The organism is Opitutia bacterium (assembly GCA_016217545.1).
GTDB lineage: Bacteria > Verrucomicrobiota > Verrucomicrobiia > Opitutales > Opitutaceae > Didemnitutus.
Window position 1 is genome coordinate 856,992 of the sequence record JACRHT010000017.1, and the last position, 24,492, is coordinate 881,483.

Here is a 24,492-nt window from a genome sequence, read left to right on the forward strand (position 1 = left end):
AATTCAGCGCGGTTTCAGCTCCCGCACGAGCGTGTTGTAGGTTTCGGTCGGCGCCACCTTCGGGTCGCGCGCTTCCCACGCCGCGTTGAAACGCGCCGTCGCTGCCGCATTGCCGCCCGCCCGCCGGGCCGCGCGCCACTCCTCGACGCACGCCGGCAACACCGCGCCCGCGCCGAGCGCCCGCCGCAGCAGCGCCGTGAGCCCCGCCGCCGGCTCGTAACCGAGTGCAATCTCGCCGCCGGCTTCGAGCGGATCGCGCACCGGATAAAACGCCACCGCGCGCCGCCACAGATACAGCGCCGCGAGCAAAGCGAGCAGCGCCAGCGCGCCACCCAAGCCATAGCGTCGCGCGAGAAATCCGACGCCGTTCTCCTCGCCGAGTCCGAGCGCGCTCTCGACGAACACCGCGCGCCGATGCCCGCCGACGAGCCACGCCACCAATCCGGTCGCGCGATTCTTCTGCATCGCCTCGTTGCTGAGCGCGAACGCGTCGCCGAGCAGCACGATCTTGCCCGCGCCGAAGGATCGCACAACCGCCACCGTCGACGGCCCGCGCGCGTAAAGCGTCCGCCACGGCGAGCCATCGGTCGGCTTGAAACACAGTTCGCCGTGCCACTCGAGAGTGGCCGTGAGCTGCGCCGGCGCCGTCGCATCGCGCTGCGCCGTGGGCGGCGCCAACAACGTCCGCACGCCGAGTCCGACCTGCCATGCGTCGGCGATTGTTTTTTCCTCCGGCTCGCGTTTGGCGCGCCCACCGGGTCCGCGCGCCGGCTTCTTCGCTTTTTTGTCCTTCTCGTCTTCGTCCTCGCCGGCTCGTTTCTTCGCCTCGGCCTCACGCTTCTCCCGCGCTTTCTCCGCGGCGACCCACTCCTCTTCCTCGGCTTTGCTCACGCTCTGGAACGCCAGCACCACCGTGCTGCCGGCGTTCGCCGCCGCGTTCAGCGCCGCGAGTTCATCCTCGGGAATTTTCTCCCAGTCGTGCCAGAGCAATCCCGGCAACACCACGAGTCGCGGCTCCGCGCCGAGCCGCGCGAGCGGCTTCAACTGCCGCTCGACGCGGAAATCCGGCAGAGTCTCCAGCGCCTCGTAAAGCGCGCGCGTGCCGAGCGCGTCCGACCGGAACGACGAGTAAGGCGGATACGCGTCGCCGCCGCCGAGCCGGATCGAAAACACCCATCCGAGCGCGAGCGCCGCCAACACCAGCGCGGCCACGGGAAACAACCAACGGAGCGCGCGGCGGTTCATCGCGGAGCCTCCAGTTGCCGCAGCCAATCGCGCGCCGCCTCGGCATTCGCGGGCTCATGGCCATACCACACCGCCTCGAACGCCTCGCGGCGCGCCCGGAAATCCTCCGCCACGCCCGACCGACCGAGCGCGCGCCGCCGCAGTTCGCGCTCGTAGTCGAGGTTCGTCTTGAACTTCGCCAGCGACAACAGCCCGTCGTGCGCGTGCGTCGCGATGGTCGCCAGGAAGAGCGCGCGCCACGCCAGCCGCCACTCGCCTTCCGCCAGTTTCGCGCGGGCGAGCGCGAGCCATTCGTGTGCGGGCAGGCGCGACGCCTCGACGTTTTCGTCGCGCAAATCCGGCGCCGCCGTGGGCAACGCGCCGGCCGCGCCGCCCGCGAGCGGGCGCGTCCGGTTGTGCTCGAAAACCTTCCACACGACCCAGAGCAACAGTCCCGCCACGATCGCGAGCAGCGCGTAGGCGCCGAACTGCAGGACATCCATCCAGCGCAGCGACGCCGTGCCATCCCGCGAGCGCGCCGGCGTCTTGTCGTCCTTGCCGCCGGGCAACAGGTCGGCGAGCCAACGCTTCGCACCATCCAGCCAGCGCGAGACCGAGCGAACGACTTCGCGCGCGGTCTCGAAGGTCGCGCGCAGGAAACCCATGACGATGCCTTCCTTTTTCCTCCGTGCCTCCGCTGCCTCCGGCGGCGGCCGCAGCCGCCAGCGGAAATCCGGGCGCGCGAGCACCTCATCGAGCGCGCGATCGAGTTGCCGCGGCTCCAGCGCGACGGTCGGCGTCGGCGACACGTCCGCCGCGCGCGCGGTCGGCACGCCGCCGAGCCACAGCGTCGCGAACACGAGCGCCGCAATCCCCGCCCGCGCGGCCGTGCGTCGGGCCTGCTCGCGTCGCAGCACGAGCAGCAAATCGGCGCCGCTGCGGCGCGCCTCGCCGCGAAACACGCGCACGACGTAGAACGCCTTGATCAACGGCCCGACCGCGAGGTGCGTCAGCGCGGCGATCACGGCGAGGAACGTCGTGTTGAAATACGACCAACCCGACAGCGCGAAAACCGTGTGCAGCCCGAGCCAGCGCGTCGCCAGCATCGGCACCACCACGAACGCCACCGCCACATTCAGAAAGACCATCGACCAGAGAATCGACAGGATCGCCAGCGCCCAGTGATTTTGCGCCGGCCACAACATCGCCTGCTCCCAGGCCGCGCGCCGCCGCTCCGCCGCGCTCGCTCCGTCGCCCGACGGCAGCACGGCCGCGCTCTGGAAATACGCGTAGGCCCAGCCGAACGGCACACCGAAGCCCGCCGCGAGCGGCAGCACCACCACGCCCGGCGCCTGGAGGCGAAATTGCGCCGCACATTCGCGCGTCCAGTCGCGCGTGCGCCAGCGCGGGAGCGCGTCGCCGGTCAGGTGCGCGCGCAGATTCTGGGCGTAGCGGTGCTGCGCCGTTCGCATCACGCCAAAGGCCAGCGCCAGTCCCAGCGCTCCGAGCGCGATCGCGCCGTCACTCGGCACGAACCAGCTCACGTAAGCCCAGAAAAACACCACTCCGCACGCGAACGGCGCCGCGCCCGCGTAGTAGAGCCCGAGCGCACCGGGATGCGCGCGCAGCAGATGCACGGCCTCCTCGATCAGGTCGACCGCACGCGGGATCGTCTTTGCCTCAGGGCGTTTCGCCATGACCCGGATTGTCCAACGCCTCGCGCCACACCGTGCCTTCGTGCAGCTGCGGCGGCAGCGCTTTCAGAAACTGCCCAAAACCGTAGAACGCGACCCAGAGCAACAGCACGCACGCCGCCGTCACGGCGACGTCGCCGCTCCGCGGCAGCCACGCCGCCGATGGCTTCGCCGCGCCCGTCGTCGCCACCGTTTTCGCGAGGCAGGTCGCGCACAAGACACGTCCGTCATGCTCCACGATGCACTCGCGACAAAAATCTCCTCCGCACGACGGACACCGCGCCACCGCCTCGCGCTCGGTGTGCCGCACGCATTTTCGCGTCGCGAACGAACTCATGACGGCAACGCCGGCGGCAGCGGAGGTGGCAGCGGCGGCGGAATCGGCGCCGCGCTCGCGCCACCGGACTCCGCGGGCGGGGCGACATCCGCGGCGTTCGCCGCCGCGAGATCGGCCTGCGCGGCTTCGATCAGCGGCCGGAGCTCGGCCAACACTTTCCGCGTGCGCGGCAGGCGGCAGAGCGCGTTCACGTTTTCCTGCTGCACGGCCGTGATGACCACCACCCGGCAGCCGGCGCCGCGCAGGTGATTCCAGACGAGCAAGGCCGCGACCACCGCGCCGACGATGCTCATGCCCCACGCACCGCCTCCCGCGCTGTGCACGATCATAAGCGCCAGCAGGCCCACCACCACGAACACGCTCGCGTAGATGACTCGCCGCGCCGTGTGCACGATCAGCATGGCCTGGATGTCGCGCAGGTAGAACCGGCGGTAGGTTTCGTTGTAGCCGGTGGACGTGAGATGCAGCAGGTGGTCCGGCGCGAGGCAGAGCTGCGAAAGCACGCCGAACCCGCGCTTCAACGGCGTGAGCTTGCGGTAAACGGGAGTGGAGGGAGCGGTGGTTTCGGCCATGTCAGCGGAACAGCATCGAACCAAAAACGAACAGCCAGACGCCCACCTGGATCAGCGCGACGAGACCCGCGATCACGAGGCGGGTGCGCCGCCATCCCGGCACGAGGCTGCCGGGCTTTTTCCACGCGTAGAAGCAAACCCCCAGCGCGACCGGCGCGCTGATCAGCGTCAGCGGCCACATGATCAGCGGCAGGAACGCCAGCACGAGCGCGATGCGATCATACAGGACGCGGTGGTTCTCCGGCAGCTTGCGCCGGTCCGCGCGGGTCTCGAGGCAGGACGGGCAGTAGTTTTTTCCGCTCATCGGCACCCGGCACACCGCGCACACGTAGCGCCCGCAGCCGTCGCACGCCACCTCGGCCCGGTTCTCGGCGTGGAAATAGCAATTGGCCTCGCCCGCCGCGGTCGCGCCGGCCCGCTCCACGCGCCGCGCCGCCGCGAGCGCCGGGAAACGCAGTTGCTCGAACTCGCCCTCGCACGCCGGGCAGCGCACGATGTCGACGCCCTGCCAGAAAACCTCCGGCACGGTGCGCCGGCACTTGGGGCACGCGAGCTTGTGCGGGGTCATTTCGTGCGGATCACACGCGTGTCGCACATGCGGTCGTGCAGTGCGCGCTTCTCGTCATCGAACGCCGCGAGGATGTAGCCGATTAGCAGCGTGAGACTGCTCACGACTTCCGCCAAGGCGCGGCCGACCGCGCGACCGCCCGTGATCGGCGATCCGTCGCTGCGCACGACCTTCAGCCCGAGCGCCATCTTGCCCGGCGTCGCGCCGTGGCGGGTCAGGAAAAACCACTGGAAGGTCACATTCACGAGTGTCGAGCACAGCATCGCCGTGCCCTGATACGCGAGCCACTTGCCGAGATCGAATTGGTTGATCTGCGGCGAATACAAGAACTTGCCGAAAAACACCGCCGACAACCCGAAGCTGATCGCCGCGTTCGGAATCCACAGCAGCAACCCGTCGAGGAACTTCGCCAGGAACCGGACCCAGAATCCCGCGAAGTGCACCTCGCCCGGGTGCTGCACGCCCTCGCGCACGCGTTGGAAATACTCGTCCTTCTGCTCCGCGCTCACGAGCTTGCCGTCGTGCGACACGAGGTCGCGCGTGAAAAAACGCCCGCCCGACACCGTGCACACGCCCGTCGTCGGCTCGACTTCGCTCCAGCGCTGCCAATCCGCCATGCCCTTGGCCCACACGAGCGTGTCGGCCACCACGATGTTGTCGCGCACCAGACCCTCGAACGCCGTCGCATTCACCGGTCCCATGCGATTCCCTCCATTCGCGTAAAACCACTCCATATTGGCGCGAGTAATTGCCCGCTCGCGCCCGACGCAGCAAACGAAATTGCTCCGCTGCCGCCGCGAAATTCAGGTCGATTGCGGCATTGACGCGACGCCGGAGGACAACTCCTCAGCGCTGCACCGCACGCTGCGCCGACTCCATCAAAGCGATCAGCTCCGCGCGATAGCCCCCCGCATCCTCGCCGACCGCGCCACGCGCCCACCGCGCCACGTCGTCCAACCGCGCCGCCTCCGCCGGCCCGGCCCGCAACACCTCGCCAAACAACCCGGCTGCCACCGCAAAACGGAAATCCACCGACGCCGACGCAAACTCCCCCGCGCCCACCGCGCCCGACGAAAGTCCGTAATACGGGCTTTGCCCGTCATCGCCCGGCAACCGCGCCGCGACGCGCACGCGCCAAGCTTCGCCTTCCGCGCTCACGCTCGAGTCCGCCCCTGCTCCGGTCGCGGGTTCGACCTCGAACAGCGCCGACAGCGTTTCCCCGGGCAGCACACGCCTCCGCTGCGCGATCGGAATCTCCGCTCCGCGCACGACCGGCGTCATCTCCTCGTCACCGATCCGCCGCACCCGCGCCACGCGCGCCGGGTCGAACTCCACCGTCGCACTCACCTGCTCCGCCACCGGCGCGAACAACCGGTCCAGTTGCGAAACCAACGCCTGCTCCGCCTCGGCCTGCGTGTTCACGTAGCCGCTGCCGCCGCGCGCACGGGCCGCCAGCGCTTCGAGTCGCGCATCGATCCGATCCGCGCGGCCGAAGCCGAAGATCGCCAGCCGCACGCCGGCGTCGCGTTGTCCGTCGATCAACGCGCCGAGCTCCTCCTCGCTCGTCGCGCCCATGTTGAAATCGCCGTCGGTGCAGAGAATCACCACGTGTTCCCCGCCCGCGCCCGCATCCGCCGCCGCCATCGCGAACGCCTCGCGCAGGCCCGCGCCGCCATTCGTGCGCCCCTTCGCCTCGAGCGCATCGATCGCCCCGCGCACCTCGCGCTCGTTCGCCAATCGCGCCGGCGGCAACAGAATCGTCGGCTCGCCCGCATACGTCACGATGCCGACGCGATCCTCCGGCTGCAATCGGCGCAACAGGCCCGCCACCGCCGCCTGCACCAGCGGCAACCGATTCGGCGCATCCATCGAACCCGAAACATCCAGCAGGAGAATCACGGTCGCCGGCGCGCGTGTGGCCGGCGCATCGTCGCGCGCCCGCACCGCCACGCGCACAAGGCGACGCGCCGAATTCGACGGCGAAACGCTCGACTCCACGCGCGTTGAAAACACCGGTGCCTCGCTTCGCGGCGGCTCGGGCGACGGCGGCAACGCACCCAGCAGCGCGCCGACGCTCACTTCCGCGCGCGTCGGCCAGCGCGACGCCGTCAGCGCCTTGCGCAGCGCCGCGATCGGGGCCGTGTCCAATTTGTCCGACAACGGCCGCAAGGGCTTCTGCTCGACCGCGCGCAACTCCTCAATTTTCTCCGTCGGCGCGCGCGCGCCGGTCGGACCGGAATCGGGCGGCGCGCTAGTCCCGGAGGACGCGGCTCGGTCAGCGCCACGAGCCTCGGTAACGGCAACAGAGCGCGAGCCGCCCGGCGTTTCCGCAGAGACAGAAATCGCCGGCGCACCGCCGGAAATGCCACCCGCCTCCGCGACCGCGCTCTTCGTCGCGGCGGCTTCCGGCGGGACGCTCCTTGCCGGATCGGCGGTGCCTCCGCCGCGCGCCGGTGGCGGGGTGCTTTGGACACTCAATGCCGTCGTCGCGCTCGGCCCGCCCGGCGCACGCTCGCTTGCGCCCGCATCGGTCGTCGCGGCGGCTGCCATAGTCGTGCGGTTCGGCGACCTCAGTCCGCTCGCGCTCGGGAAACCTCGATCTTCCGCTGCGGCTGCCTTCCGCTCGGGCGGCGCCGCATCGCCGGCTACGCGGCGAATCGCCACGCGCTGCTGCCCGCCCGCGTCAGACGTCGCAACGGCGCTCGCGCTCGGCGCCTCGCGACGCGCAAACCAGACCGCCGCTGCGATCGCGACCACACCCAAACCGACAGCGACCACCCAAAGCCACACCGCCCGCCGGCGTTTCGCGCTCGGACGCGGCCGGAACGTTTCCGCGCCCCGCGCCAGCACCTGCCGGATCACCTCCAACGTCACGCGCAGCTCCGCCACGTGCGCGCGTCGCTCCGGGGTCTCGCTCGCGAGCGCATCGCCACTGGTTCCGGCGAGCGCCAGACGCACGGCGCGGGCATCGTCGAGCGCCGAGCCGTTCAGTTTGCCGATCGCGGTGTGCAACACCTGCGCCGCGTTGGCCGGCGTCAGGTCGGCGATCTCCGCAATCTCATCCAGATCGAAGCGATGCTTCAGGTGGAGCCGCACCAGCTCCTGTTGCTTGGAGGTGAGTCGCCGAAAACGCCCCGCAAGGCGCGCGCTCGCGTCCTGGGATTCCCCGCCCGTGTCGTTTTCGAGTTCCGCTTCCGCCGGGCTCGCTCCGGCGCGGCGGAGGTCGGCCACGATTTGTCGGCGCGCGGCGGCGAACACGAATTCCCGCGGAATCTCGTCCGCCACACCCGGCGGCGGCACCCATTCGCGCCAAAACACCTCGAGCGAGGCGGCGGCCTTGCCCTCGTCCCCGTCCCACAATTCCACGGCATAGCTCCGCACTTCGGTGGCATGCCGGCTTTGCAGTTCGGCGACGACCGCGGAGGAGGAAGGAGATCGGGCGGAGGCGCTCAAAAGGGGGCTCCAATTCCTCATCGGCACACCGCGCCGGGATTTCAGCGCCTTGCGCGCGGCCCACTCGCATGCATTTTGCCGCCATGCGTCTCATCACGCTCCTCCTGACCGCCGCCGCCCTCGCGCTCGCCGGCTGCTCCAAGTCCGCGCCGAAGTCCGCCACCGCACCCGGCGCGGTCCTGCGCATCGGCAACGGCGCCGAACCGCAGGATCTCGATCCGCAGGTGATGACCGCCTTCACCGACCAGAACATCGCGCTCGCGCTCTTCGAGGGACTCTGCGCGCTGGACGAGAAAACCTCCTCGCCCGTGCCCGCCGCCGCCGAACGGTGGGACGTTTCCGCCGACGGCCTCACGTGGACCTTCCATCTCCGCGCCAATCTAAAATGGTCCGACGGCTCGCCGCTCACCGCGGGCGATTTCGTCGCCTCATGGCATCGCGCCCTCTCGCCGCAGCTCGCCGCCGAATACAGCTACCTGCTCTTCCCACTGAAAAACGCCGAGGCGATCGCCAACGCCAAGGCCGACCCCGCCACGCTCGGCGCCGAAGCCACCGACGACCACACGCTCCGCCTCACGCTCACGCGCCCCACGCCGTATCTGCCCGCGCTGACGGCCAACCCCATCTGGTTTCCCTTGCCACCGCGCGTGCTGGAGAAATTCGGCGCGACGGCCGCGCGCGGCACCGCGTGGACGCGCCCCGGCAATCTCGTCGGCAACGGCCCGTTCACGCTCAAGACTTGGGAGTCCCACGCGCGCGTCGAAGTCGTGCGCAACGCCCACTACTGGGACGCCGCCACCGTGCGCCTCGAACGCATCGTGTTTTTCCCGACGGAGAATCTGGACGTCGACGAGCGCAACTTCCGCGCGGGCCAAGTCGACATCACCAACGAGCTGCCGCTCGCCAAGGTCGACACCTACCGCAAGACCGCGCCCCAGTCGCTGCGGCTCGACCCGTTCCTCGAGACGTTCTTCCTGCGCTTCAACACCACGCGTCCGCCGCTGCACGACGCCCGCGTCCGCCGCGCGCTCTCGCTCGCCATCGACCGCGAGCAGCTCTCGCGCACGCTGCTGCGCGGCACGCGCGCGCCCGCGCCGCACTACACGCCGCCCGATTGCGCCGGCTACACCGCCACCGCGCGCGTGGCGCACGACATCGCGCAGGCCAAGGCGCTGCTCGCCGCCGCCGGATTTTCCGAGGGGAAAAACTTCCCGACGCTCGACGTGCAGATCAAGAACGACGAACTCCACGCCAAGACGCTCGAAGCCATCCAGGCGATGTGGGCGCGCGACCTCGGCATCCATGTGACGCTCTCGCCGATGGAGCAGAAGACCTGGGTCTCGAACCAGCAGTCGCTGAACTACGCGATCTCGAGCGCGCGTTGGGTCGGCGACTTCGTGGACCCGGTGACGTTCCTCGACATGTTTGTCGGCGGCGGCTCGAACAACTGGACCGGCTGGGCCGACCGCGACTACGACGCCGCGATCGCCGCCGCCGCCGTCGCGCCCGAACAGGCGAAGCGCTACGCGTCGTTCCAAGCGGCCGAAGCGCGCCTGCTCGACGCCGCGCCGATCGCGCCGGTTTTCTTCGGCGCGCGCTCGTATCTCATCAGCCCGGCCGTGAAGGGCTGGGAGCCCGCGCTGCTCGGCTTCCACCAATACAAAAAGGTTTACCTCGCCGCGCCCTGACGGCACCGTCCGCCCGATGCGACACCTCGCGCTCCTCCTCGTCCTCGCCACCGCCGCGACCACGCTCTCCGCCGCCGAAGTGCGCGTCGTGCGCGTGTTCACCGGCTGGCGCGACGCCGCGTCGTTCAAGCGCATCTCGGAATACTTCACCGGCCGCGAAAACAGCGGCGGCGAAGTCGTCCTGCGCACGCAACCCGCCGCGCGCGGCGGCTACTACTTCCTCGTCCGCACCGACAACGACGGCCCGGCGCGCGACATCCGCTTCCGCCTCGAAGTGGTCACGCCCGGCGCGACGCAACCGCGCCATTTCGAGTTCTCCGCGGCGCTGCCCGCCGGCAACCAAGTCTATCAACTGGGCCTGACCGGCGCCGACTGGGCCGCGAACACGATTTCGCCGATGGCGTGGAAGCTCGAGCTCGTCGACGCCGACGGCAAGGTCCTCGCGACCGAGAAGAGCTACCTCTGGGAAAAACCCGCCCAGAAGTGAGGCATGGCTCCGCGCGGCTGGAGTGAGTGGCGGCGGATCGCCGGCTGGTCTCCCGCCGCCGCCGTGCTCGCCGAGACGCTCGATGGCGGCCAGGCGTTCCGCTGGCGCCAGGAAGCCGACGGCATTTGGACCGGCGCGTGGTCGGACTGCGTCGCGCAACTGCGCCTCGCAGACAACACGCTCGAGTGGCGCGCGCCGCTCGCGCTCGAAGCGCGTGTCGCGGCGGAGCTCCCGCGCTACCTCGGCCACGAACACGATTGGGCCGCGCTGGCCGACGCGTTGCCGTGGCGCAGCGACGCGCACCTCGCGCAATGCGTGAGCGTGTTCCGCGATCTGCGCCTGTTGCGTCAGCCGTTCGGCGAGACGCTGCTCGGCTTCCTCTGCAGCGCCACGAAACAGATCGTGCAGATCAAGCAAATGGTCGCGCTCCTCGCCGAACGCCACGGCGCGCCCCTCACGGGCGAAGTTGCCGCCGCCGACGGTCGGGCGGGACCGCTGGGCCCGCCGCGAACATCTTTGCAGTCGGCCCAGCGGTCCGACCCTACCCTTCACCGTCTGCCCACGTGGTCCGAACTCGCCGCGATCCCCGAAGCCGATCTCCGCGCGTGCCTGCTCGGTTTCCGCGCCCGCTACATCCGCGAGACGGCCCTGTTCATCGCCGCGCGCCCCGGCTGGCTTGAGGCGACCGAAGCCGCGCCGTATCCCGAAGCGAAGGCGCGGCTGCTGGAATTGCCCGGCGTCGGCGAGAAGGTTGCGGACTGCGTGCTGCTCTTTGGCGCGGGCCAGCTCGAGGCGTTTCCCGTGGATACGTGGATCCTGAAATCGCTCGCGCGCCGCTACGGCCTCGAGGGATGGAAGCCCTCCCAAGTCGCGCACTTCGGGCGCACGCACTTCGGTCCGCTCGCCGGGCTGGCGCAACAATACCTCTTCGCCTGGGAACGCCGCCACGGCGGACGCTGAACGCGCCTTCGCGCCAATTGCAGGAGCCTGCTTGCCGGCAATCTTGAGATTGCTCCGCGGGCGCATTGGTCGCCTGCAAGCAGGGTCCTACAGCGGCATCCGCGCGCCGCGCGCTTGTTTTTGGGCGCGTTCGCGGCTCTCATGGCGGCGACCTTCGATCGCATCATGGACGATACCCGCCTCGACAAATGGCTCTGGAGCGTGCGCGTGTTCAAAACCCGCGCCGAGGCCGCCGCCGTCTGCCGCAACGGCCGCGTGCAGGTCAACGGCCTCGACGCGAAACCCGGCCGCGACATCCACGTCGGCGAAGTCGTGGCCGCGCGCGTCGGCATGATCACGCGCACCCTCAAGGTCGTCGGCGTGCCGCGTTCGCGGGTGGCGGCGAAACAACTCCCGGACTTCATCGTCGATCTCACGCCCGCCGCCGAATACGAGCGCGCGAAGCAGGCCAATCTCGAGCACCTGCTCGCCCGCGAGCGCGGTCGCGGCCGGCCGACCAAGAAAGAGCGCCGGCAGATGGGCGAGCTGTTCGGCTTCGAGTGACGATTCGGTCACGTCCGTTTTTTGAGTTTCCCCCTCCTCTCGGCGGCGCAGAATCCGTCCCGCACGGGCCGCTAACACGAGGAGATAGTCATGCACACCGCTCTCTCGGCCGTCCACACGCGGGACGGCCTGACGGTCAAAGGTTATCGCGGGGACCGCTCCGCTTTGCTCGCGTTCGATCTCGCCGAGTCGCTCACCGCTGGCCTCGCCGGCTTCGCCATCCGAGTGAAACCGCCGAAGGGCGCCGCGTATTGGCTGCCGAACCGCCTGAGTTTCGCCACCGCCTACACGAGCAAGACCACCGCCAAGGACCGCGTGTGGACGGATTCCGTCGCCGCGCCGTTCCAGAAATTCCACTGGGTGCATTTCCCCGCGAGCGTGCCGCCTGGCGTCTTCACCTACGAGGTCACGGCGATGTATCACGGCGCGAGCGGCCTCAAGAAAGGTCCCACGGTCGCCACGCAACTGGACCTGCAGGCCGACGGATTCGCGAACCTCGAATACGGATTCACGCGCGGCTACATGAGCTCGCAGGCCTACGCGACGCGGTTCAAGAACGCCGACGTTCGGCCTGGCAAGACGCTCGATTTCGACATCAAACCCTATGAGGAGCGCTGGGCCTGGCTCGGCGGCCACGGCCGCGAAATTATCAAGACGTTCGTCGCCGACTGCCTCGCCGCCGCGCAGTCGAGCGCCAACGTCAGCGTCGATGTGTTCGCCTACGACCTCGACGCACCCGATCTCCTCGCCGATCTGGCGAAGCTGAAGAACAAGCTCCGCGTCTTCATCGACGACTCCGACGGCCACACCAAAGCCGGCGCGCTCGAGCCTGTTGCCGGCCGCCGTCTGGCGGACGCCGGCGCCGCGGTGCGCTACGGACATTTCCGCCGCTACGCGCATCAGAAGGTGATGATCCTGCGCCGCAACGGCGTGCCCGTCGCCGCGATCAGCGGCTCGGCGAACTTCTCCGTCCGCGGCCTCTACGTGCAGGCGAACAACGTGCTGCGCTGGAACGACGCCACCGTCGCCGGCTGGTTCGGCCAGGCCTTCGACCTCGCGTTCGCGAGCGGCGTCGAAAAGCCCGGCGATAAATTCAGCGGCACGGAACCGTTCAAGAAAAGCGCCCTCGCCAAGGCCTGGCTCGACGTGCCGCCGCTCGACCTGCCGACCGCGAAACTGAGTTTCGCCCCGCACACCGACGGCAAAATCTCGCTGGACCTCGTGAGCCAGGAACTCGCCGCCGCGGACAGCTCGGTCCTGTTCGCCGTGATGGAGCTCGGCGGCTCCGGCGCCACGCTCAAACGCCTCCGCGAAGTCGCGGCCGATCCGGGCATCTACAGCTACGGCATCACGCAGAAGACCAGCGGCGACATCAGCCTCTACAAACCCGGCTCGAATCGCGGCGTGCTCGTGCCTTTCGCCGCGCTCTCCCAGCAGGTGCCGGCCAACTTCCGCAAGGAGACCGCGGGCGGCCAGGGGCAGGTGATCCACCACAAGTTCATCGTCGTCGATTTCAACGACACGAACCCCGTCGTCTTCGCCGGTTCATCCAACCTCGCTGAACTCGCCGAGCAGGAGAACAACGACAACCTCTTCGCCCTCTACGATCGCAACGTCGCCACGGCCTACGCGATCGAGGCGCTGCGACTCGTCGACCACAACCACTTCCGCGCCGCATTGACGCAGGCCACAGCCGCCAAACCCCTGCGCCTGCAAGGACCGAAGCCCGACGGCAAGGCCGCGCCGTGGTGGCAGCGCTACTACGACCGCGACGACCTGCGCTGCCGCGAACGCACGCTCTTCGTCCGCTAACGCAAAAATCCGGCTGCAGCCCGCCCCTCGCTGCAGCCGGCAGGAGTTTCCCCGTAATTTTCGGCGGTTTTTCCCGGCTGGGACTAAACCGCCACGGTCGCGAGCCGATGCAGGACAGGTGATTACCCCACTCTCGGCCACCGCGACGCTCGAGCGTGCCCGCGCCGCCCTGCAGAACGGCAAGGGCGCCGGCTTGCCCGAGCTGCTGGCCATCATCGAGACCATCTCCACCAACCTCGCCGAGGTGACCATTCAGGAGCTGGCCGACTTGATCGAAAAGGACGCCGCCGTCCTCGCGCGGATCGTGCAAATCGCGAACACGATCGTGCACAACCCGAGTTTCACGCCCCTGTCGTCGCTCACCCACGCGATCCACCAGATCGGCTTCAGCCGCGTGCGCAGCCTCACGCTCTCGATCATGCTGGTCGAAAACGCCGGCGGCCGCAACCCACCCGAGCAACGCGAGGCCGCGGCCCAGGCCCTGTGCGCCGGCCTGATCGCCCAAGGCTGCGCGCAGAAATTCGGCTACGTCGATCCCGAGCTGGCGTTCGCCGCCGCGACGCTCCGCAATTTCGGCTACATCATCCTCCCCGCCGTTTCGCTCGAGCACTACCGCGAGGCGATGAACCGTCTGAAGGACAAGCCCGAGGACCTCGCCTTCCGCGGCATGTTCGGCACCACGCCGCTCGAACTCAGCCGCAAGCTCCTCGCCGGCGCCCGCCTGCCCGAGGAATTCATGAAGGCGCTGCGCGACGTCTCGCCCGAGGCGATGGGCGGCACCGCCACGCTCCCGGAGACCCGTCTGCTCGCGATGGCCGACTTCGGCACCCGCATCGCCCGCGCTGCGCTCGACGGCAACAAGGGCTCCGACACCTTCGGCGAGGAAACCCGCGAGCTCGCGAAACGTTTCCGCCGAGTGATCCCCGACGCCCTCGAATACATTCCGGAGGCGCTCGCGCACGCCGACTCGCGACTCTCGAGTTTCCTCGGCACCGAAGGCATCGCGGCGCTGCCCACCACCAGCCTCAACCGCATCCGCGCCCGCGTGCAGCACGTGGCGCCCGACACGGTCGCGATCACGCCACCCGCCCCCGAAGCCGGCCCCGAGGTGCTCGTCACCGCTGCGCAGGACGACGCGATCAACACGACCCTCGCGCAAGCGCTCGGCGAAGCCGCGGTGGCTCCGATCGCCGCCGCCGAATCCGCCCCGCTCAACTCGTCGGCCGCTACCGCGCCGCGCCTCGATGCGGAATCGCCCAATCACGACACGCTCGCGCCGACCCATGAAGCCGCGAGCGAGATCATCGCGCCAGCCCCCGAGCCCGCCGCGGACGTCCCGCCTGCTCCGGAAGCCGAGCCGCCCGTAGAGGAAATCCGCGCCGCCACGCCGCTGCCGGAAGAACTCAAACCGATTTCCGCGCCGCCATTCGAGACCGCGCCCATGCCGGAGCCGCCCGTTCCCGTGGCGGGCGATCCGTGGCTCAGCGCGCTCGACCTCGTGCGCGACAGCTTCGGCGCACAGGAATGCTGGCACTTCGGAAGCCAGGCCGGCAGCCCCGTGCTCTCGCTCAACCAAGGCGTCGGCGAGCGCTGGGCGCGCTTCCAGCTCGTCGCCACCGTGCGCTCGGATGAACGGACGGTCTTCGGCGTCTGCTTCACGCGGCGCGAGGCGGTCGTCATCCACGATCTCCGCGATCCCAAGCTGAAGCCCTATCTCCCGTCCTGGATGCTCGACGCCACCGGAGCGCCGCCCTCGTTCGTGCTCATCCCCATGACCGACGGCAAACGCACCACCGGCCTCGTGCTCATCGGCTGGCACAGCGCGCAACGCATCGCGCTCAACAAAGCCCAGCTCGAGCTCGCGCGCCAGACGCTCGACACCGCGCACGCCCTGCGCCACTCCGCCGCCGCCTGATGACGATGGACGCGCTCCGTTCACGATCATTCACCGGTGCCAAACCCTTCCGGTTCCGAGCGGTTGGGACGCGAGCCGCCGGATTTCTCCCTCGACGCAACGGAAGCGGACACTAGCAGTTGGCGCACGCGCTGCCCCCGGTCACCCGGCGCGATGGCGCCGATCGCAACCCAGAAGGCCCCCATGCAACTCATGCAGGTTCGACGCCGCTCGCGTAATCGCGGCCGGTTCATTTTCCTCGGCGTGCTCGCGGGCATTGCCGCACTCGCCTACGGCGGTTGGCGTTTGTATAACTACGCTGTGCCGCGCTACGCCCGCTGGAAACAGCAGCGCGCGCTCGTGCAGGCGCGCGAGTTCATGGACAAGCGCGACGCCGCGAGCGCCCAAGTCGCCCTCGAGGTCGCGCTGAAAGCCGTGCCCGGCGACCCCAACGCGCTCCGCCTCGCCGCGGACATGCTCGAACAAGTCGGCGCCCCGCAGGCGATGCGACTCCGCCGCGCCGTCGTCGAAGCGATGCCGAACTCCGCCGAAGACGCCGCCAAGCTCGTCGTATGCTGCATCCGCTTCGGCGATTTCAACGCCGCGAAGGACGCGCTCAGCGGCACCTCTCCCGCGCTCTCCGCGCAGACCCCGATGCTCCAGGCCGCCCTCGCCTACGCGGCCTCGACCAGCGACACGATCGTCGTCGCCGCGCTGTTGGACGAGCTCCGCAAGCGCACGCCCGACAGCGTCGAACTGAAGCGCTCCGAAGCCCTGCTCTACCTGCAAAACCCCTCGGAGAAACGCCGCGAGGAAGCGCGGGCGCAGCTCGACCAGATCGCGCGCGAGAATCCCGCCCTCAGTCTCGAAATCGAGCGCGGCCTGGCGAGCGACGCGATCCGCCGCAAGGACTACGCCGATGCCGAACGCCGCTGGCGCGCGATCGTCGCGAACCCCAAGTCTGTTTTCAACGACCGCCTCCAACTCGCGAACTTGGAGCTGCTCGTGCAGAAAAAACCGCTCGAGCAACTGATGCCGCCACTCGCCAAAGCCGCCGGCACCGAGGCCGACGCGCCGGTTTTCGCGCAGTGGCTGCTCGTGCAAGGCCACGGCAAGGAAATGCTCGCGTGGCTCGACACGCTGCCGGCCAAGGTCCGCGACCTTCCCGCCGTGCAAGCGAGCCGCGTCGACGCTTACGCCCAGCTGAAAGACTGGGACCACCTTTTCCCCGCCCTCGAAGCCGGCGGCTGGGGCCCGTTCCCCCGCGAAGTGTTGAAGGTCGTTGTCGCCGCCCAAGCGCTCGACGAGCCCTCGCACCTCAACCTGCGCCGTGAAGCGTGGGATGTCGCCGTGACGAAGGCGCAAACCAGCCTGTCCGCGCTGCGCACGCTGCAACGCCTCGCCTCTCTCTGGGGCTGGACGGACGAAGCGGAGCGCGCGCTGTGGGCGATCGCTCGCGGCTATCCGGACCAGACGTGGGCGCATCAGGCGCTGTTCAACATCTTCCGCGAAAAGAAGCGCACCGCCGACATGCGCGATGTGCTGCGGACGCTGCGCGACTCCGATCCTTCCGTCCCGCGCTATCAGCATGACTGGGCGCTGCTCAGCCTGTTGATCGAGCCGAACTCCACCTGGAACCAGGCGAAGGAAACGCTGAAGAAGCTCCACGACGCCGATCCGAAGAACGCCACCTACATCACCGACTACGCCTTCGCGCTCGCGCAGGCGGAACGCGGCGCCGAAGCCATCGCGCTCGTCAACCAGCTCGCCGAAACCGACCGCGACTACCCGCCCCGCGCGCCCTACCTCGCCTTCATCTACGGCGTCGGCAAGAACGCCGCCGGAGTCGAAGCCGCGCAAAAACGCGGCGCCAACGTGGATTTCCTGCCGGAGGAAACGTTCTTGTTCAGCCGCGCGAATACCGAGCTGACGCGTAAGCCCGCCGCCAAGGCGCCGGCCAAGAAGAACTAAGCCGAGATGGAAGCGACACGACGCACGACGCTCGCGGTCACCGCGATCGTGGCAGCAGGAGGTTTGCTCCTGCTCTCGCCGCTGGCCGCCGCTTGGTCCAACTCCGCTGATCTCGGCCACGCGTGGGCGGTGCCTGTCCTGATGGCGTTCTTGTGGTGGGAACGATGGACGGAGCGACCGATCGCGACCACACCGCGCGACATTCCCAAATGGCTGTGGGCCGCGGCGGCGCTCGTGGTGCTGCTGGCGGTGCCGGTTCGGCTGCTGACGATTCCTTATCCGCTCCTGCCGACGTTCCTGGCCGGCTCGGTGGCAGGCGCGGTCGTCGTGGTCGCGCTGGGCGCATGGCTGATCGGCGGTCGTGAAGGCCTACGCTGGACGTTGCCCCCGATGGTCCTGCTCATCAGCGCCCTCCCGACGCCGAGCGTGATCGAGTCGGGCTTGATCGTGCCGATGCGCGAGGTGTTCGCGAGCATCGTGGCGGAACTGGCCAACCTGTTCGGCCGGCCGGCGCTCGCGACCGGCACGAGCATCCGTCTCGCCACCGGCTGGGTCGGCATCGACGAAGCGTGCGGCGGCATCCGCTCGCTGCAGGCGTGTGTGATGATCGGCCTGTTTTTCGGCGAATGGTATCGCTTCGGCTGGGCGCGCCGCGCGGGCCTGCTCGGCTTGAGCGTCGGCTTCGCGATCGCGGGGAATTTTTCCGCATCCTTTTCCTCGCCTGGCGCGCGGGGGAAGGCGAAGCCGCGGTGCTCGCGGCGCACGATATCGCCGGCTGGGCCGCGATGGTCGCGAGCGTGATCGGCACCGGCTGGCTGGCGATCAAGTGGGCCGGCTACCGCATGCCGCAGCCGATTGTTCGCCAAGAGGCGCGGCCGACGCTGCCGGCACTGCACCCAGGCTGGGTTTGGGTGGGGGCGATTGTCAGCTTGCTGGCGATCAACGAGGCGGGCGCCCGCCTGTGGTATCTCCGCGGCGCACGCGCCCAAAATGAGGTTCCGCAATGGACCGTCCGCTGGCCGACCGGCCTGCCGACCTACCAAGCGGAGGGCTTGGGCGAGGTCGCCCGCGACATGCTCCGCCCTAATGGTTTCACGGCTGCCCGTTGGGCGTTGCCGAGCGGGGAGTGGGTCTGGGCCTACTACGTGCAATGGACGAAGGGACAGATCGCACGCTTCGTGCCGTTCCTCCACAACCCCACGGTCTGCCTTCCGCTGAGTGGGTGCGAATTGGTCGCCGATGAGGATCCGATCGAGATTCAGGTCCCCAGTAATCGATTGGTGTTCAACATTTACAGATTCCGACGCGCCGGCACGGACATGCTGGTCGCTTTCGTCATTTGGGACTCCGCCCGCGGCCAACCGCTCCTCTCAACCGACGGCTCCAATCGCACCGCTTGGGAGCACCGATGGAGCGACATCCGAGAAGGCAGGCAACACCAGCCGGCCCAGCTGCTCTCCGTCGCCCTCGACTCCAACGGCGGCAACGCCCGCGCCCAAATGCGCGCCATCCTCCAAAGCATGGTGACGTCCGCTAGGTAAAATTCCCGCCTGTGAACAATTTTTAGTTGCCATTCCCGAAATACACTAAGGTAATCACCCCAGCATGAAATTGCGCACCACGTTACTCCTCCTCGCGACCGGCCTTTTCGGCCTGGTTGGCTCTGCTTTGGCCGAACCTCAGACGTTTGACACTCGACCCGCTTACAGCGGCAGCGTCTTCACCTTTAACGGAGGCACCTTCGGGCAGACCTTCACCGGCGTCTACTCGGTGCAGAGCATGACGTATAACTTTTTTGCAGGCGCCGGTGGGTCCTCGGCCGCGACCAACCTGAGTGCGACCTTTGGTCAATGGAATGGCTCCAGCTTCGTCGGCGGCACCACGGTCTCTTTCGGCACGATCAACATTCCCGCGTCAAACTCCGGCTGGGCGCCTCTCCCCAATAACACCAGCCCCGGCGGCCCTTACAACACCTACGCATACACATTCGACCTGACGACGCTGGTCTCTCCGATGATTTCCGCCACCTATGGCTACAACACTAGCCCCGGCAACACCTACGCACTGATGCTCACCGATCTCACCGGCGGCACGAATCTCGGTCTCGGCGTCACGAACATCGATGCATTCGCTTACGGTGCCACGAATATCGGCTTCAACGATTGGACTTTCTCTCAGATCTCCGTTTTTACCACCCCCGTTCCCGAAGCCAGCACAGTCGCTTCGCTCGCCGCATTGGTGCTCGTCGCCGGTCTGGTCGCTCTCCGCCTCCGCCAGCGCCGCGCTCTTCAGCCCGCTCCGATCGCCGCCTGAGCCAAACGAAAAGCCCTTTCGTGCTAAACCCGCACCTCAGTGCGGGTTTTTTTGCGCCCGTTAGCAGCGACCGCGAGTCGCGCAGCCAGATTCGGTGGTGGGCGTCGGCGTCCTCGACGACGCCTGTCGCCGCCGCGGCGGCGGCGACCACCTTCGCCCGTGCTCAGCGGGTCAAACGCCGATACTTCACCCGGTGCGGCTGGTCGGCCTCCTTGCCCTTCCGACGGTGGTAATCCTCCATGTAGCTGGAGTAATTGCCCGCGAACCAGTGCACGTAGCTGTCGCCCTCGAACGCCATGATGTGCGTCGCGATGCGGTCGAGGAACCAGCGATCGTGCGAAATGACCACCGCGCAACCGGCGAAATTTTCGAGACCTTCCTCGAGTGCACGGATCGAGTTCACGTCGAGGTCGTTCGTCGGCTCGTCGAGCAGGATGAGGTTCGCGCCGCTCTTCAGCACGCGCGCGAGAAGCACGCGGTTGCGCTCGCCACCGGAGAGCACGCCGACCTTCTTCTGCTGGTCCGCGCCGGTGAAACCGAACTGCGCGCAATACGCCCGGCTGTTCACCGTGCGCGCGCCGAGCGGCATTATTTCCTGGCCGTCGCTGATCACCTCCCAAATCGTTTTCTCGTTCTGCAACGAGTCGCGCGACTGCTCGACGTAGGCCGTCTTCACCGTCTCGCCGACGCGAAACTGGCCCGCGTCGGGCTGCTCGAGCGCCGTCATCATCTTGAACAACGTCGTCTTGCCGACGCCGTTGGGACCGATCACGCCGACGATGCCGCCAGGCGGCAGCGAGAAGGACAGGTTTTCATAGAGTAACTTGTCGCCGTAAGCCTTGGTGATGCCCTGCGCTTCCACCACAAGCGTGCCGAGGCGCGGACCGGGCGGGATGATGATTTCGAACTTCTTCTCCTGCTCCGCCACATCCTGCTTGAGCATCGCCTCGTAGGCATTGATGCGCGCCTGACCTTTCGCCTGCCGCGCCTTCGCGCCGGCGCGGATCCACTCGAGTTCGCGCGCCATTGCCTTCTGGCGGCGGTCCTCGGTGCGCTGCTCGATCGCGAGGCGCTTCTGCTTCTGCTCGAGCCAGCCGGAGTAATTGCCCTTCCACGGGATGCCGTGGCCGCGGTCGAGTTCGAGGATCCAGCCCGCGACGTTGTCCAAGAAATAGCGATCGTGCGTCACCGCGATGACCGTGCCCTCGTAACGCGCGAGGTGCTGCTCGAGCCAGCCTACGCTCTCGGCGTCGAGGTGGTTCGTCGGTTCGTCGAGGAGGAGAATCGACGGCTTCTGCAACAGCAACCGCGCCAGCGCGACGCGGCGGCGCTCGCCACCCGACAGCGTGTCGACGATCGCGTCCGGCGGCGGACAACGCAGCGCGTCCATCGCCTGCTCGACCATCGGTGCCGTGTCCCACGCGCCGAGCGCGTCGATCTGCTCCTGCAATTTCGTCTGCTTCTCCGTGATCGCATCGCGCGCCGCGTCGTCCTCGGCCGCGGCGATCTCATCCCACGACGCATCGTAGGCGGCCGTGAGATCGGTGAGGTGCTTCACGCCCTCCTCGACGCACGCGCGCACCGTCGCGCCGGGCGTGAGCGCGGGTTCCTGCGGGAGAAAACCCACCGGATAGCCCGGCTCGAACGCCACATGCCCGTCGAACTCCTTGTCGAGCCCGGCGAGGATGCGCATCAGCGAGGACTTGCCGGAGCCGTTGAGGCCGAGCACGCCGATCTTCGCGCCGTAGAAAAACGACAGCGAGATGTCGCGGAGGATTTCCTTGCGCTCGATTTTCTTCGAGACGCCGAGCATCGAGAAGATGATCTTCGGGGTGGATTCGTCGGACTTGGCCATGTCGGGAAGCGGAGCGATCAGAGGGGAACCACTAATGGACACGAATCGACACAAATCTTGCCGCCCGGCGCCGGCGCAATCTGGTCCGGCCACGCGTTTCCCACCCTCTCCACGCTCACGGAGCGGACGGGGCCGAGCACTCCCGCCAGTTTAATTGCTGGGGCGCCCGCCGTATCACCCGCCTCGTCTCCTCCACCCCGCCAGCCTGAGTTCGCCTCTGTTCCTGAGCGGGCGGGAAATGCGCGCCGCGCCCTTCGGTTCAAAACGACGCCGGGAATACAGTAGCCGCCGGTCTCGCCGCCCGCACACTGCGGACATGCCTTCGCCCAAGCCGTTCTTCGAGGAACTCGATTTCCAACCGACGCCGCTGGGCGACCTCGTCCTGCGCCGCCGCACCGTCGCCATGCTCGGCGATCTCACGGTGCACGAAGTGATGCTCGGCGACTCCTTCCTCATGACGAGCATGTTTCACGCGGTCGAGGACGCCGTGTCCGATCTCGCGCTGCGCGAACTCGGCGGCGGCCCCTGCGACGCGGTAGTCGGAGGGCTGGGCCTCGGCTACACGGCGGCCGCAGCGCTTGCCTACCCGCAGGTTCGCAGCCTCCGCGTGGTGGAGTTCCTCCCGCCCGTCATCGACTGGCATCGGCGCGGGCTGGTTCCGCTCGGGCCGCGTCTCACCGCCGACCCGCGCTGCGTGTTGGCGGCGGGCGATTTTTTCGCGCTCGCAACCTCGCCTCTCGGTTTCGATCAGGCGCGGAAATACCACGCCATCCTGCTCGACATCGACCACACCCCGCGCGACCACCTCGCGAGCGCCAACGCCGGTTTCTACACGACGGCCAGTCTCCGCGCCATGACCGCCCACCTCCACCCCGGTGGCGTGTTCTCGATGTGGTCGGACGACCCGCCGGACGCGGTGTTCGTCAGCGTGCTCCAGACAGTCTTCGCCACCGTCCGCGCCGAAGTCATCACTTTCCCGAATCCGCTCCTCGACCGCGACTCCGCCGGCACGGTCTATCTCGCGCGCACCGCCAGCGCGTGACGCGAACCGGTCGCAACCTACCACGCTCCCGCGCCAGTTCCGCGCGCCTGCGGCCAAGCCCGGCCGCAGGGCATTTTTTGGCGCCATTTCACACTCCGGCGCTATGACCTGACCCGGCGTAGGCAGTGGGCGACGTTCATGTTTTTCTCCGCCGTATGCTCCATTTCGTCGTCGAAATCACCTTCACCGTCGAACTCAGCCGCATCGAGCCGATCCTGCCGGAGCACCGCGCGTTTCTCCAAACCGGCTACGACCGCGGCTGGCTACTCATGTCGGGTCCGCAAAATCCGCGGGTGGGCGGGATGGTGATCGCCCGCGCTCCCTCCAAGGCCGAACTCGAGACCTTCTTCCGCAACGATCCCTACGCGCAAGCTGGCGTCGCCACCTACCGTTTCGTCGAGTTCAACCCCGTTAAGCGACAGACCTTCCTCGAAAACTGGGCCGCCGGCGCCTGAGGCGGCCCCGAACCCGCCGGCCGCCGCACCGCGTCACGCAAAAGTAACGTCGCCGCGCGTCAGCCCCTCATATTCGCCTTGGCGAATACGAATCCGCGTGCCTTCCTGTCCGCGTGCACCTGCTCCGCATCTACGACTGCCTCTGCGACGCGACGCGGCTGCGCCTGCTCAACCTCCTCGCGCAGCAGCCGCTCTGCGTCTGCCACCTCGAGGCGGCGCTGAAGCTCCCGCAGGCGCGCATCTCCCGCCACCTCGCCTACCTCCGCCGCAACGGCTTGGTCGCCACGTCGCAACAGGGTCCCTGGCGCGTCTACGCGCTCGTCGATCCCGCGCCGCCCGCGCTCACGGCCAACCTCGGCTGCCTGCAGGACGCCCGCGCGACCGAGCCGCAGTTCGCCCGCGACCTCGAGCGCCTCGCCCATCTCTCCACCCAAATCGATTGCGGCTGCGCCACGCCGGCCGTGCCCCGCCGCCGCATCCTCCGTCTCACCCGCCGCTGAACCTTCCCGCACATGAGTGACTCCGTCGCCCAGAAAATGTTCTTCCTCGACCGCTACCTCACGGTCTGGATTTTCGCCGCCATGGCGGCCGGCGTGCTGCTCGGCAATTTCGTCATCGCCGACCCGGCCGCGTTCTTCGCGCCGCTGACCGTCGGCACCACGAATCTCCCCATCGCGATCGGCCTCATCGTCATGATGTATCCGCCGCTCGCGAAGGTGAAATACGCGCAACTGCCCAAGGTCTTCGCGGACGTCCGCGTGCTCTCGCTTTCGCTCGTGCAGAACTGGCTCGTCGGTCCCGTGCTGATGTTCCTGCTCGCGGTGACCCTCCTGCGCGACCACCCGGACTACATGGTCGGCCTCATCCTCGTCGGCATCGCGCGCTGCATCGCGATGGTGCTCGTCTGGAACGATCTCGCCAAGGGCAGCCCCGAATACGCCGCCGGCCTCGTCGCGTTGAACAGCATCGCGCAAATCGTGTTCTACAGCTTCTTCGCGTGGATTTTCATCACCGTGCTGCCGCCGTATTTCGGCCTCGCTGGCGCGGTCGTGCCGGTGCGCATGATCGACATCTTCTGGAGCGTGATGATCTACCTCGGCATCCCGTTCGCCGCCGGTGTGCTCAGCCGCGTGCTGCTCGTGCCGCTCAAGGGCGAGGAATGGTATGAGCGGAAATTCATCCCGCGCATCTCGCCGCTCACGCTCGGCGCGCTCCTCTTCACCATCGTGGTGATGTTCACCTTCAAGGGCGGCGCCATCGTGAAACTCCCGCTCGATGTCCTACGCATCGCGCTGCCGCTCGTGATCTATTTCGCGATCATGTTCCTCGTCAGCTTCGCGATGGCGAAGAAACTCGGCGCCGACTACCCGCGCGCCACCACGCTCGCGTTCACCTCAGCGGGCAACAACTTCGAGCTCGCGATTGCGGTCGCCATCGCGGTCTTCGGCCTGAACTCCGGCGTCGCGTTCGCCGCGGTGGTCGGACCGCTCATCGAAGTCCCCGCGCTCATCGGCCTCGTGCACGTCGCCTTCTGGTTCCGCCGCCGCTGGTTCGGCCAAGCCGCCTGAGCCGCCGCCACCGGCCCCTCTCAACTTTCATCCCTCAACGCTCAACTGCTTCCCCG

General features: G+C 68.2%; 22 protein-coding genes. 14 read left to right on the plus strand and 8 right to left on the minus strand.

The window, feature by feature from the left end:
* Positions 1–3: 3 nt before the first annotated feature.
* The 7 genes from HZA32_19545 to HZA32_19575 all read right to left on the minus strand — a co-directional run bounded on the left by HZA32_19545 (position 4) and on the right by HZA32_19575 (position 7,848).
* Positions 4–1,245, minus strand: coding sequence for a hypothetical protein (locus HZA32_19545; protein MBI5426275.1), 1,242 nt, complete (start codon positions 1,243–1,245; stop codon positions 4–6).
* Entirely contained in the window at positions 1,242–2,921 is a 1,680-nt protein-coding gene (locus tag HZA32_19550; GenBank protein ID MBI5426276.1) for a hypothetical protein, read from the minus strand. The genes HZA32_19545 and HZA32_19550 overlap by 4 nt, the downstream gene beginning before the upstream one ends.
* Positions 2,905–3,255, minus strand: coding sequence for a rhomboid family protein (locus HZA32_19555; protein ID MBI5426277.1), 351 nt, complete (start codon positions 3,253–3,255; stop codon positions 2,905–2,907). Before HZA32_19555 ends, HZA32_19550 begins: the two co-directional genes overlap by 17 nt.
* The gene (locus HZA32_19560) at positions 3,252–3,827 is read right to left on the minus strand and encodes a hypothetical protein (GenBank protein ID MBI5426278.1); all 576 of its coding nucleotides are present in this window, start codon (positions 3,825–3,827) and stop codon (positions 3,252–3,254) included. The genes HZA32_19555 and HZA32_19560 overlap by 4 nt, the downstream gene beginning before the upstream one ends.
* Position 3,828: 1 nt before the next feature.
* Positions 3,829–4,395 (minus strand): hypothetical protein, encoded by a 567-nt coding sequence (locus tag HZA32_19565; protein ID MBI5426279.1) that lies wholly within the window; start codon positions 4,393–4,395, stop codon positions 3,829–3,831.
* Complete coding sequence (locus tag HZA32_19570; GenBank protein MBI5426280.1) at positions 4,392–5,129, minus strand: RDD family protein; 738 nt, start codon at positions 5,127–5,129, stop codon at positions 4,392–4,394. Before HZA32_19570 ends, HZA32_19565 begins: the two co-directional genes overlap by 4 nt.
* Positions 5,130–5,241: 112 nt before the next feature.
* Entirely contained in the window at positions 5,242–7,848 is a 2,607-nt protein-coding gene (locus HZA32_19575; protein ID MBI5426281.1) for a DUF3520 domain-containing protein, read from the minus strand.
* A 68-nt stretch (positions 7,849–7,916) separates the two neighbouring features.
* Between HZA32_19575 and HZA32_19580 the strand changes: the two genes are divergently transcribed.
* From HZA32_19580 to HZA32_19625, 10 genes are all read left to right on the plus strand, one after another.
* Positions 7,917–9,536, plus strand: a complete 1,620-nt coding sequence (locus HZA32_19580; GenBank protein MBI5426282.1) for a peptide ABC transporter substrate-binding protein — start codon at positions 7,917–7,919, stop codon at positions 9,534–9,536.
* Positions 9,537–9,552: 16 nt separating this feature from the next.
* Positions 9,553–10,023 carry a hypothetical protein gene (locus HZA32_19585; GenBank protein ID MBI5426283.1) on the plus strand — a complete coding sequence of 157 codons (471 nt, stop codon included), beginning with the start codon at positions 9,553–9,555 and terminating at the stop codon, positions 10,021–10,023.
* 3 nt (positions 10,024–10,026) lie between these two features.
* Positions 10,027–10,983: a DNA-binding protein gene (locus tag HZA32_19590; GenBank protein ID MBI5426284.1), complete on the plus strand. Its 957-nt coding sequence runs from the start codon at positions 10,027–10,029 to the stop codon at positions 10,981–10,983.
* 165 nt (positions 10,984–11,148) lie between these two features.
* Complete coding sequence (locus HZA32_19595) at positions 11,149–11,526, plus strand: RNA-binding S4 domain-containing protein (protein ID MBI5426285.1); 378 nt, start codon at positions 11,149–11,151, stop codon at positions 11,524–11,526.
* 90 nt (positions 11,527–11,616) lie between these two features.
* On the plus strand, positions 11,617–13,338 hold the full coding sequence (locus tag HZA32_19600; GenBank protein MBI5426286.1) for a hypothetical protein: 1,722 nt from the start codon (positions 11,617–11,619) through the stop codon (positions 13,336–13,338).
* A 118-nt stretch (positions 13,339–13,456) separates the two neighbouring features.
* Positions 13,457–15,253, plus strand: a complete 1,797-nt coding sequence (locus HZA32_19605; GenBank protein MBI5426287.1) for an HDOD domain-containing protein — start codon at positions 13,457–13,459, stop codon at positions 15,251–15,253.
* Between the two features lie 153 nt (positions 15,254–15,406).
* Positions 15,407–17,203 carry a hypothetical protein gene (locus HZA32_19610; protein ID MBI5426288.1) on the plus strand — a complete coding sequence of 599 codons (1,797 nt, stop codon included), beginning with the start codon at positions 15,407–15,409 and terminating at the stop codon, positions 17,201–17,203.
* A gap of 6 nt (positions 17,204–17,209) precedes the next feature.
* Entirely contained in the window at positions 17,210–18,004 is a 795-nt protein-coding gene (locus HZA32_19615) for an exosortase/archaeosortase family protein (protein ID MBI5426289.1), read from the plus strand.
* On the plus strand, positions 17,953–18,744 hold the full coding sequence (locus HZA32_19620; GenBank protein ID MBI5426290.1) for a hypothetical protein: 792 nt from the start codon (positions 17,953–17,955) through the stop codon (positions 18,742–18,744). Before HZA32_19615 ends, HZA32_19620 begins: the two co-directional genes overlap by 52 nt.
* Before the next feature lie 64 nt (positions 18,745–18,808).
* Positions 18,809–19,516, plus strand: coding sequence for a hypothetical protein (locus HZA32_19625; protein ID MBI5426291.1), 708 nt, complete (start codon positions 18,809–18,811; stop codon positions 19,514–19,516).
* Positions 19,517–19,679: 163 nt separating this feature from the next.
* On the opposite strand, the gene ettA is transcribed toward HZA32_19625, so the two are convergent.
* On the minus strand, positions 19,680–21,371 hold the full coding sequence (gene ettA, locus HZA32_19630) for an energy-dependent translational throttle protein EttA (protein ID MBI5426292.1): 1,692 nt from the start codon (positions 21,369–21,371) through the stop codon (positions 19,680–19,682).
* A gap of 316 nt (positions 21,372–21,687) precedes the next feature.
* Here ettA and HZA32_19635 point away from each other — a divergent pair, with 316 nt between their 5' ends.
* From HZA32_19635 to arsB, 4 genes are all read left to right on the plus strand, one after another.
* Positions 21,688–22,413 carry a spermidine synthase gene (locus tag HZA32_19635; GenBank protein ID MBI5426293.1) on the plus strand — a complete coding sequence of 242 codons (726 nt, stop codon included), beginning with the start codon at positions 21,688–21,690 and terminating at the stop codon, positions 22,411–22,413.
* A 155-nt stretch (positions 22,414–22,568) separates the two neighbouring features.
* On the plus strand, positions 22,569–22,868 hold the full coding sequence (locus tag HZA32_19640) for a hypothetical protein (GenBank protein MBI5426294.1): 300 nt from the start codon (positions 22,569–22,571) through the stop codon (positions 22,866–22,868).
* 113 nt (positions 22,869–22,981) lie between these two features.
* Positions 22,982–23,368, plus strand: coding sequence for a winged helix-turn-helix transcriptional regulator (locus HZA32_19645; GenBank protein MBI5426295.1), 387 nt, complete (start codon positions 22,982–22,984; stop codon positions 23,366–23,368).
* Between the two features lie 12 nt (positions 23,369–23,380).
* Positions 23,381–24,436: an ACR3 family arsenite efflux transporter gene (gene arsB, locus HZA32_19650; protein ID MBI5426296.1), complete on the plus strand. Its 1,056-nt coding sequence runs from the start codon at positions 23,381–23,383 to the stop codon at positions 24,434–24,436.
* Positions 24,437–24,492 lie beyond the last annotated feature (56 nt).

Excerpts from the sequence above, each read along its gene's own strand:
- HZA32_19640 (MBI5426294.1), top strand. The coding sequence starts at position 22,569 with ATGCTCCATTTCGTCGTCGAAATCACCTTCACCGTCGAACTCAGCCGC.
- HZA32_19590 (MBI5426284.1), top strand. The coding sequence starts at position 10,027 with ATGGCTCCGCGCGGCTGGAGTGAGTGGCGGCGGATCGCCGGCTGGTCT.
- HZA32_19555 (MBI5426277.1), bottom strand. The coding sequence starts at position 3,255 with ATGAGTTCGTTCGCGACGCGAAAATGCGTGCGGCACACCGAGCGCGAG.
- HZA32_19560 (MBI5426278.1), bottom strand. The coding sequence starts at position 3,827 with ATGGCCGAAACCACCGCTCCCTCCACTCCCGTTTACCGCAAGCTCACG.
- arsB (MBI5426296.1), top strand. The coding sequence starts at position 23,381 with ATGAGTGACTCCGTCGCCCAGAAAATGTTCTTCCTCGACCGCTACCTC.
- ettA (MBI5426292.1), bottom strand. The coding sequence starts at position 21,371 with ATGGCCAAGTCCGACGAATCCACCCCGAAGATCATCTTCTCGATGCTC.
- HZA32_19570 (MBI5426280.1), bottom strand. The coding sequence starts at position 5,129 with ATGGAGTGGTTTTACGCGAATGGAGGGAATCGCATGGGACCGGTGAAT.
- HZA32_19615 (MBI5426289.1), top strand. The coding sequence starts at position 17,210 with ATGGAAGCGACACGACGCACGACGCTCGCGGTCACCGCGATCGTGGCA.
- HZA32_19580 (MBI5426282.1), top strand. The coding sequence starts at position 7,917 with ATGCATTTTGCCGCCATGCGTCTCATCACGCTCCTCCTGACCGCCGCC.
- HZA32_19600 (MBI5426286.1), top strand. The coding sequence starts at position 11,617 with ATGCACACCGCTCTCTCGGCCGTCCACACGCGGGACGGCCTGACGGTC.
- HZA32_19565 (MBI5426279.1), bottom strand. The coding sequence starts at position 4,395 with ATGACCCCGCACAAGCTCGCGTGCCCCAAGTGCCGGCGCACCGTGCCG.
- HZA32_19545 (MBI5426275.1), bottom strand. The coding sequence starts at position 1,245 with ATGAACCGCCGCGCGCTCCGTTGGTTGTTTCCCGTGGCCGCGCTGGTG.
- HZA32_19610 (MBI5426288.1), top strand. The coding sequence starts at position 15,407 with ATGGCGCCGATCGCAACCCAGAAGGCCCCCATGCAACTCATGCAGGTT.
- HZA32_19550 (MBI5426276.1), bottom strand. The coding sequence starts at position 2,921 with ATGGCGAAACGCCCTGAGGCAAAGACGATCCCGCGTGCGGTCGACCTG.
- HZA32_19585 (MBI5426283.1), top strand. The coding sequence starts at position 9,553 with ATGCGACACCTCGCGCTCCTCCTCGTCCTCGCCACCGCCGCGACCACG.
- HZA32_19595 (MBI5426285.1), top strand. The coding sequence starts at position 11,149 with ATGGACGATACCCGCCTCGACAAATGGCTCTGGAGCGTGCGCGTGTTC.
- HZA32_19625 (MBI5426291.1), top strand. The coding sequence starts at position 18,809 with ATGAAATTGCGCACCACGTTACTCCTCCTCGCGACCGGCCTTTTCGGC.
- HZA32_19635 (MBI5426293.1), top strand. The coding sequence starts at position 21,688 with ATGCCTTCGCCCAAGCCGTTCTTCGAGGAACTCGATTTCCAACCGACG.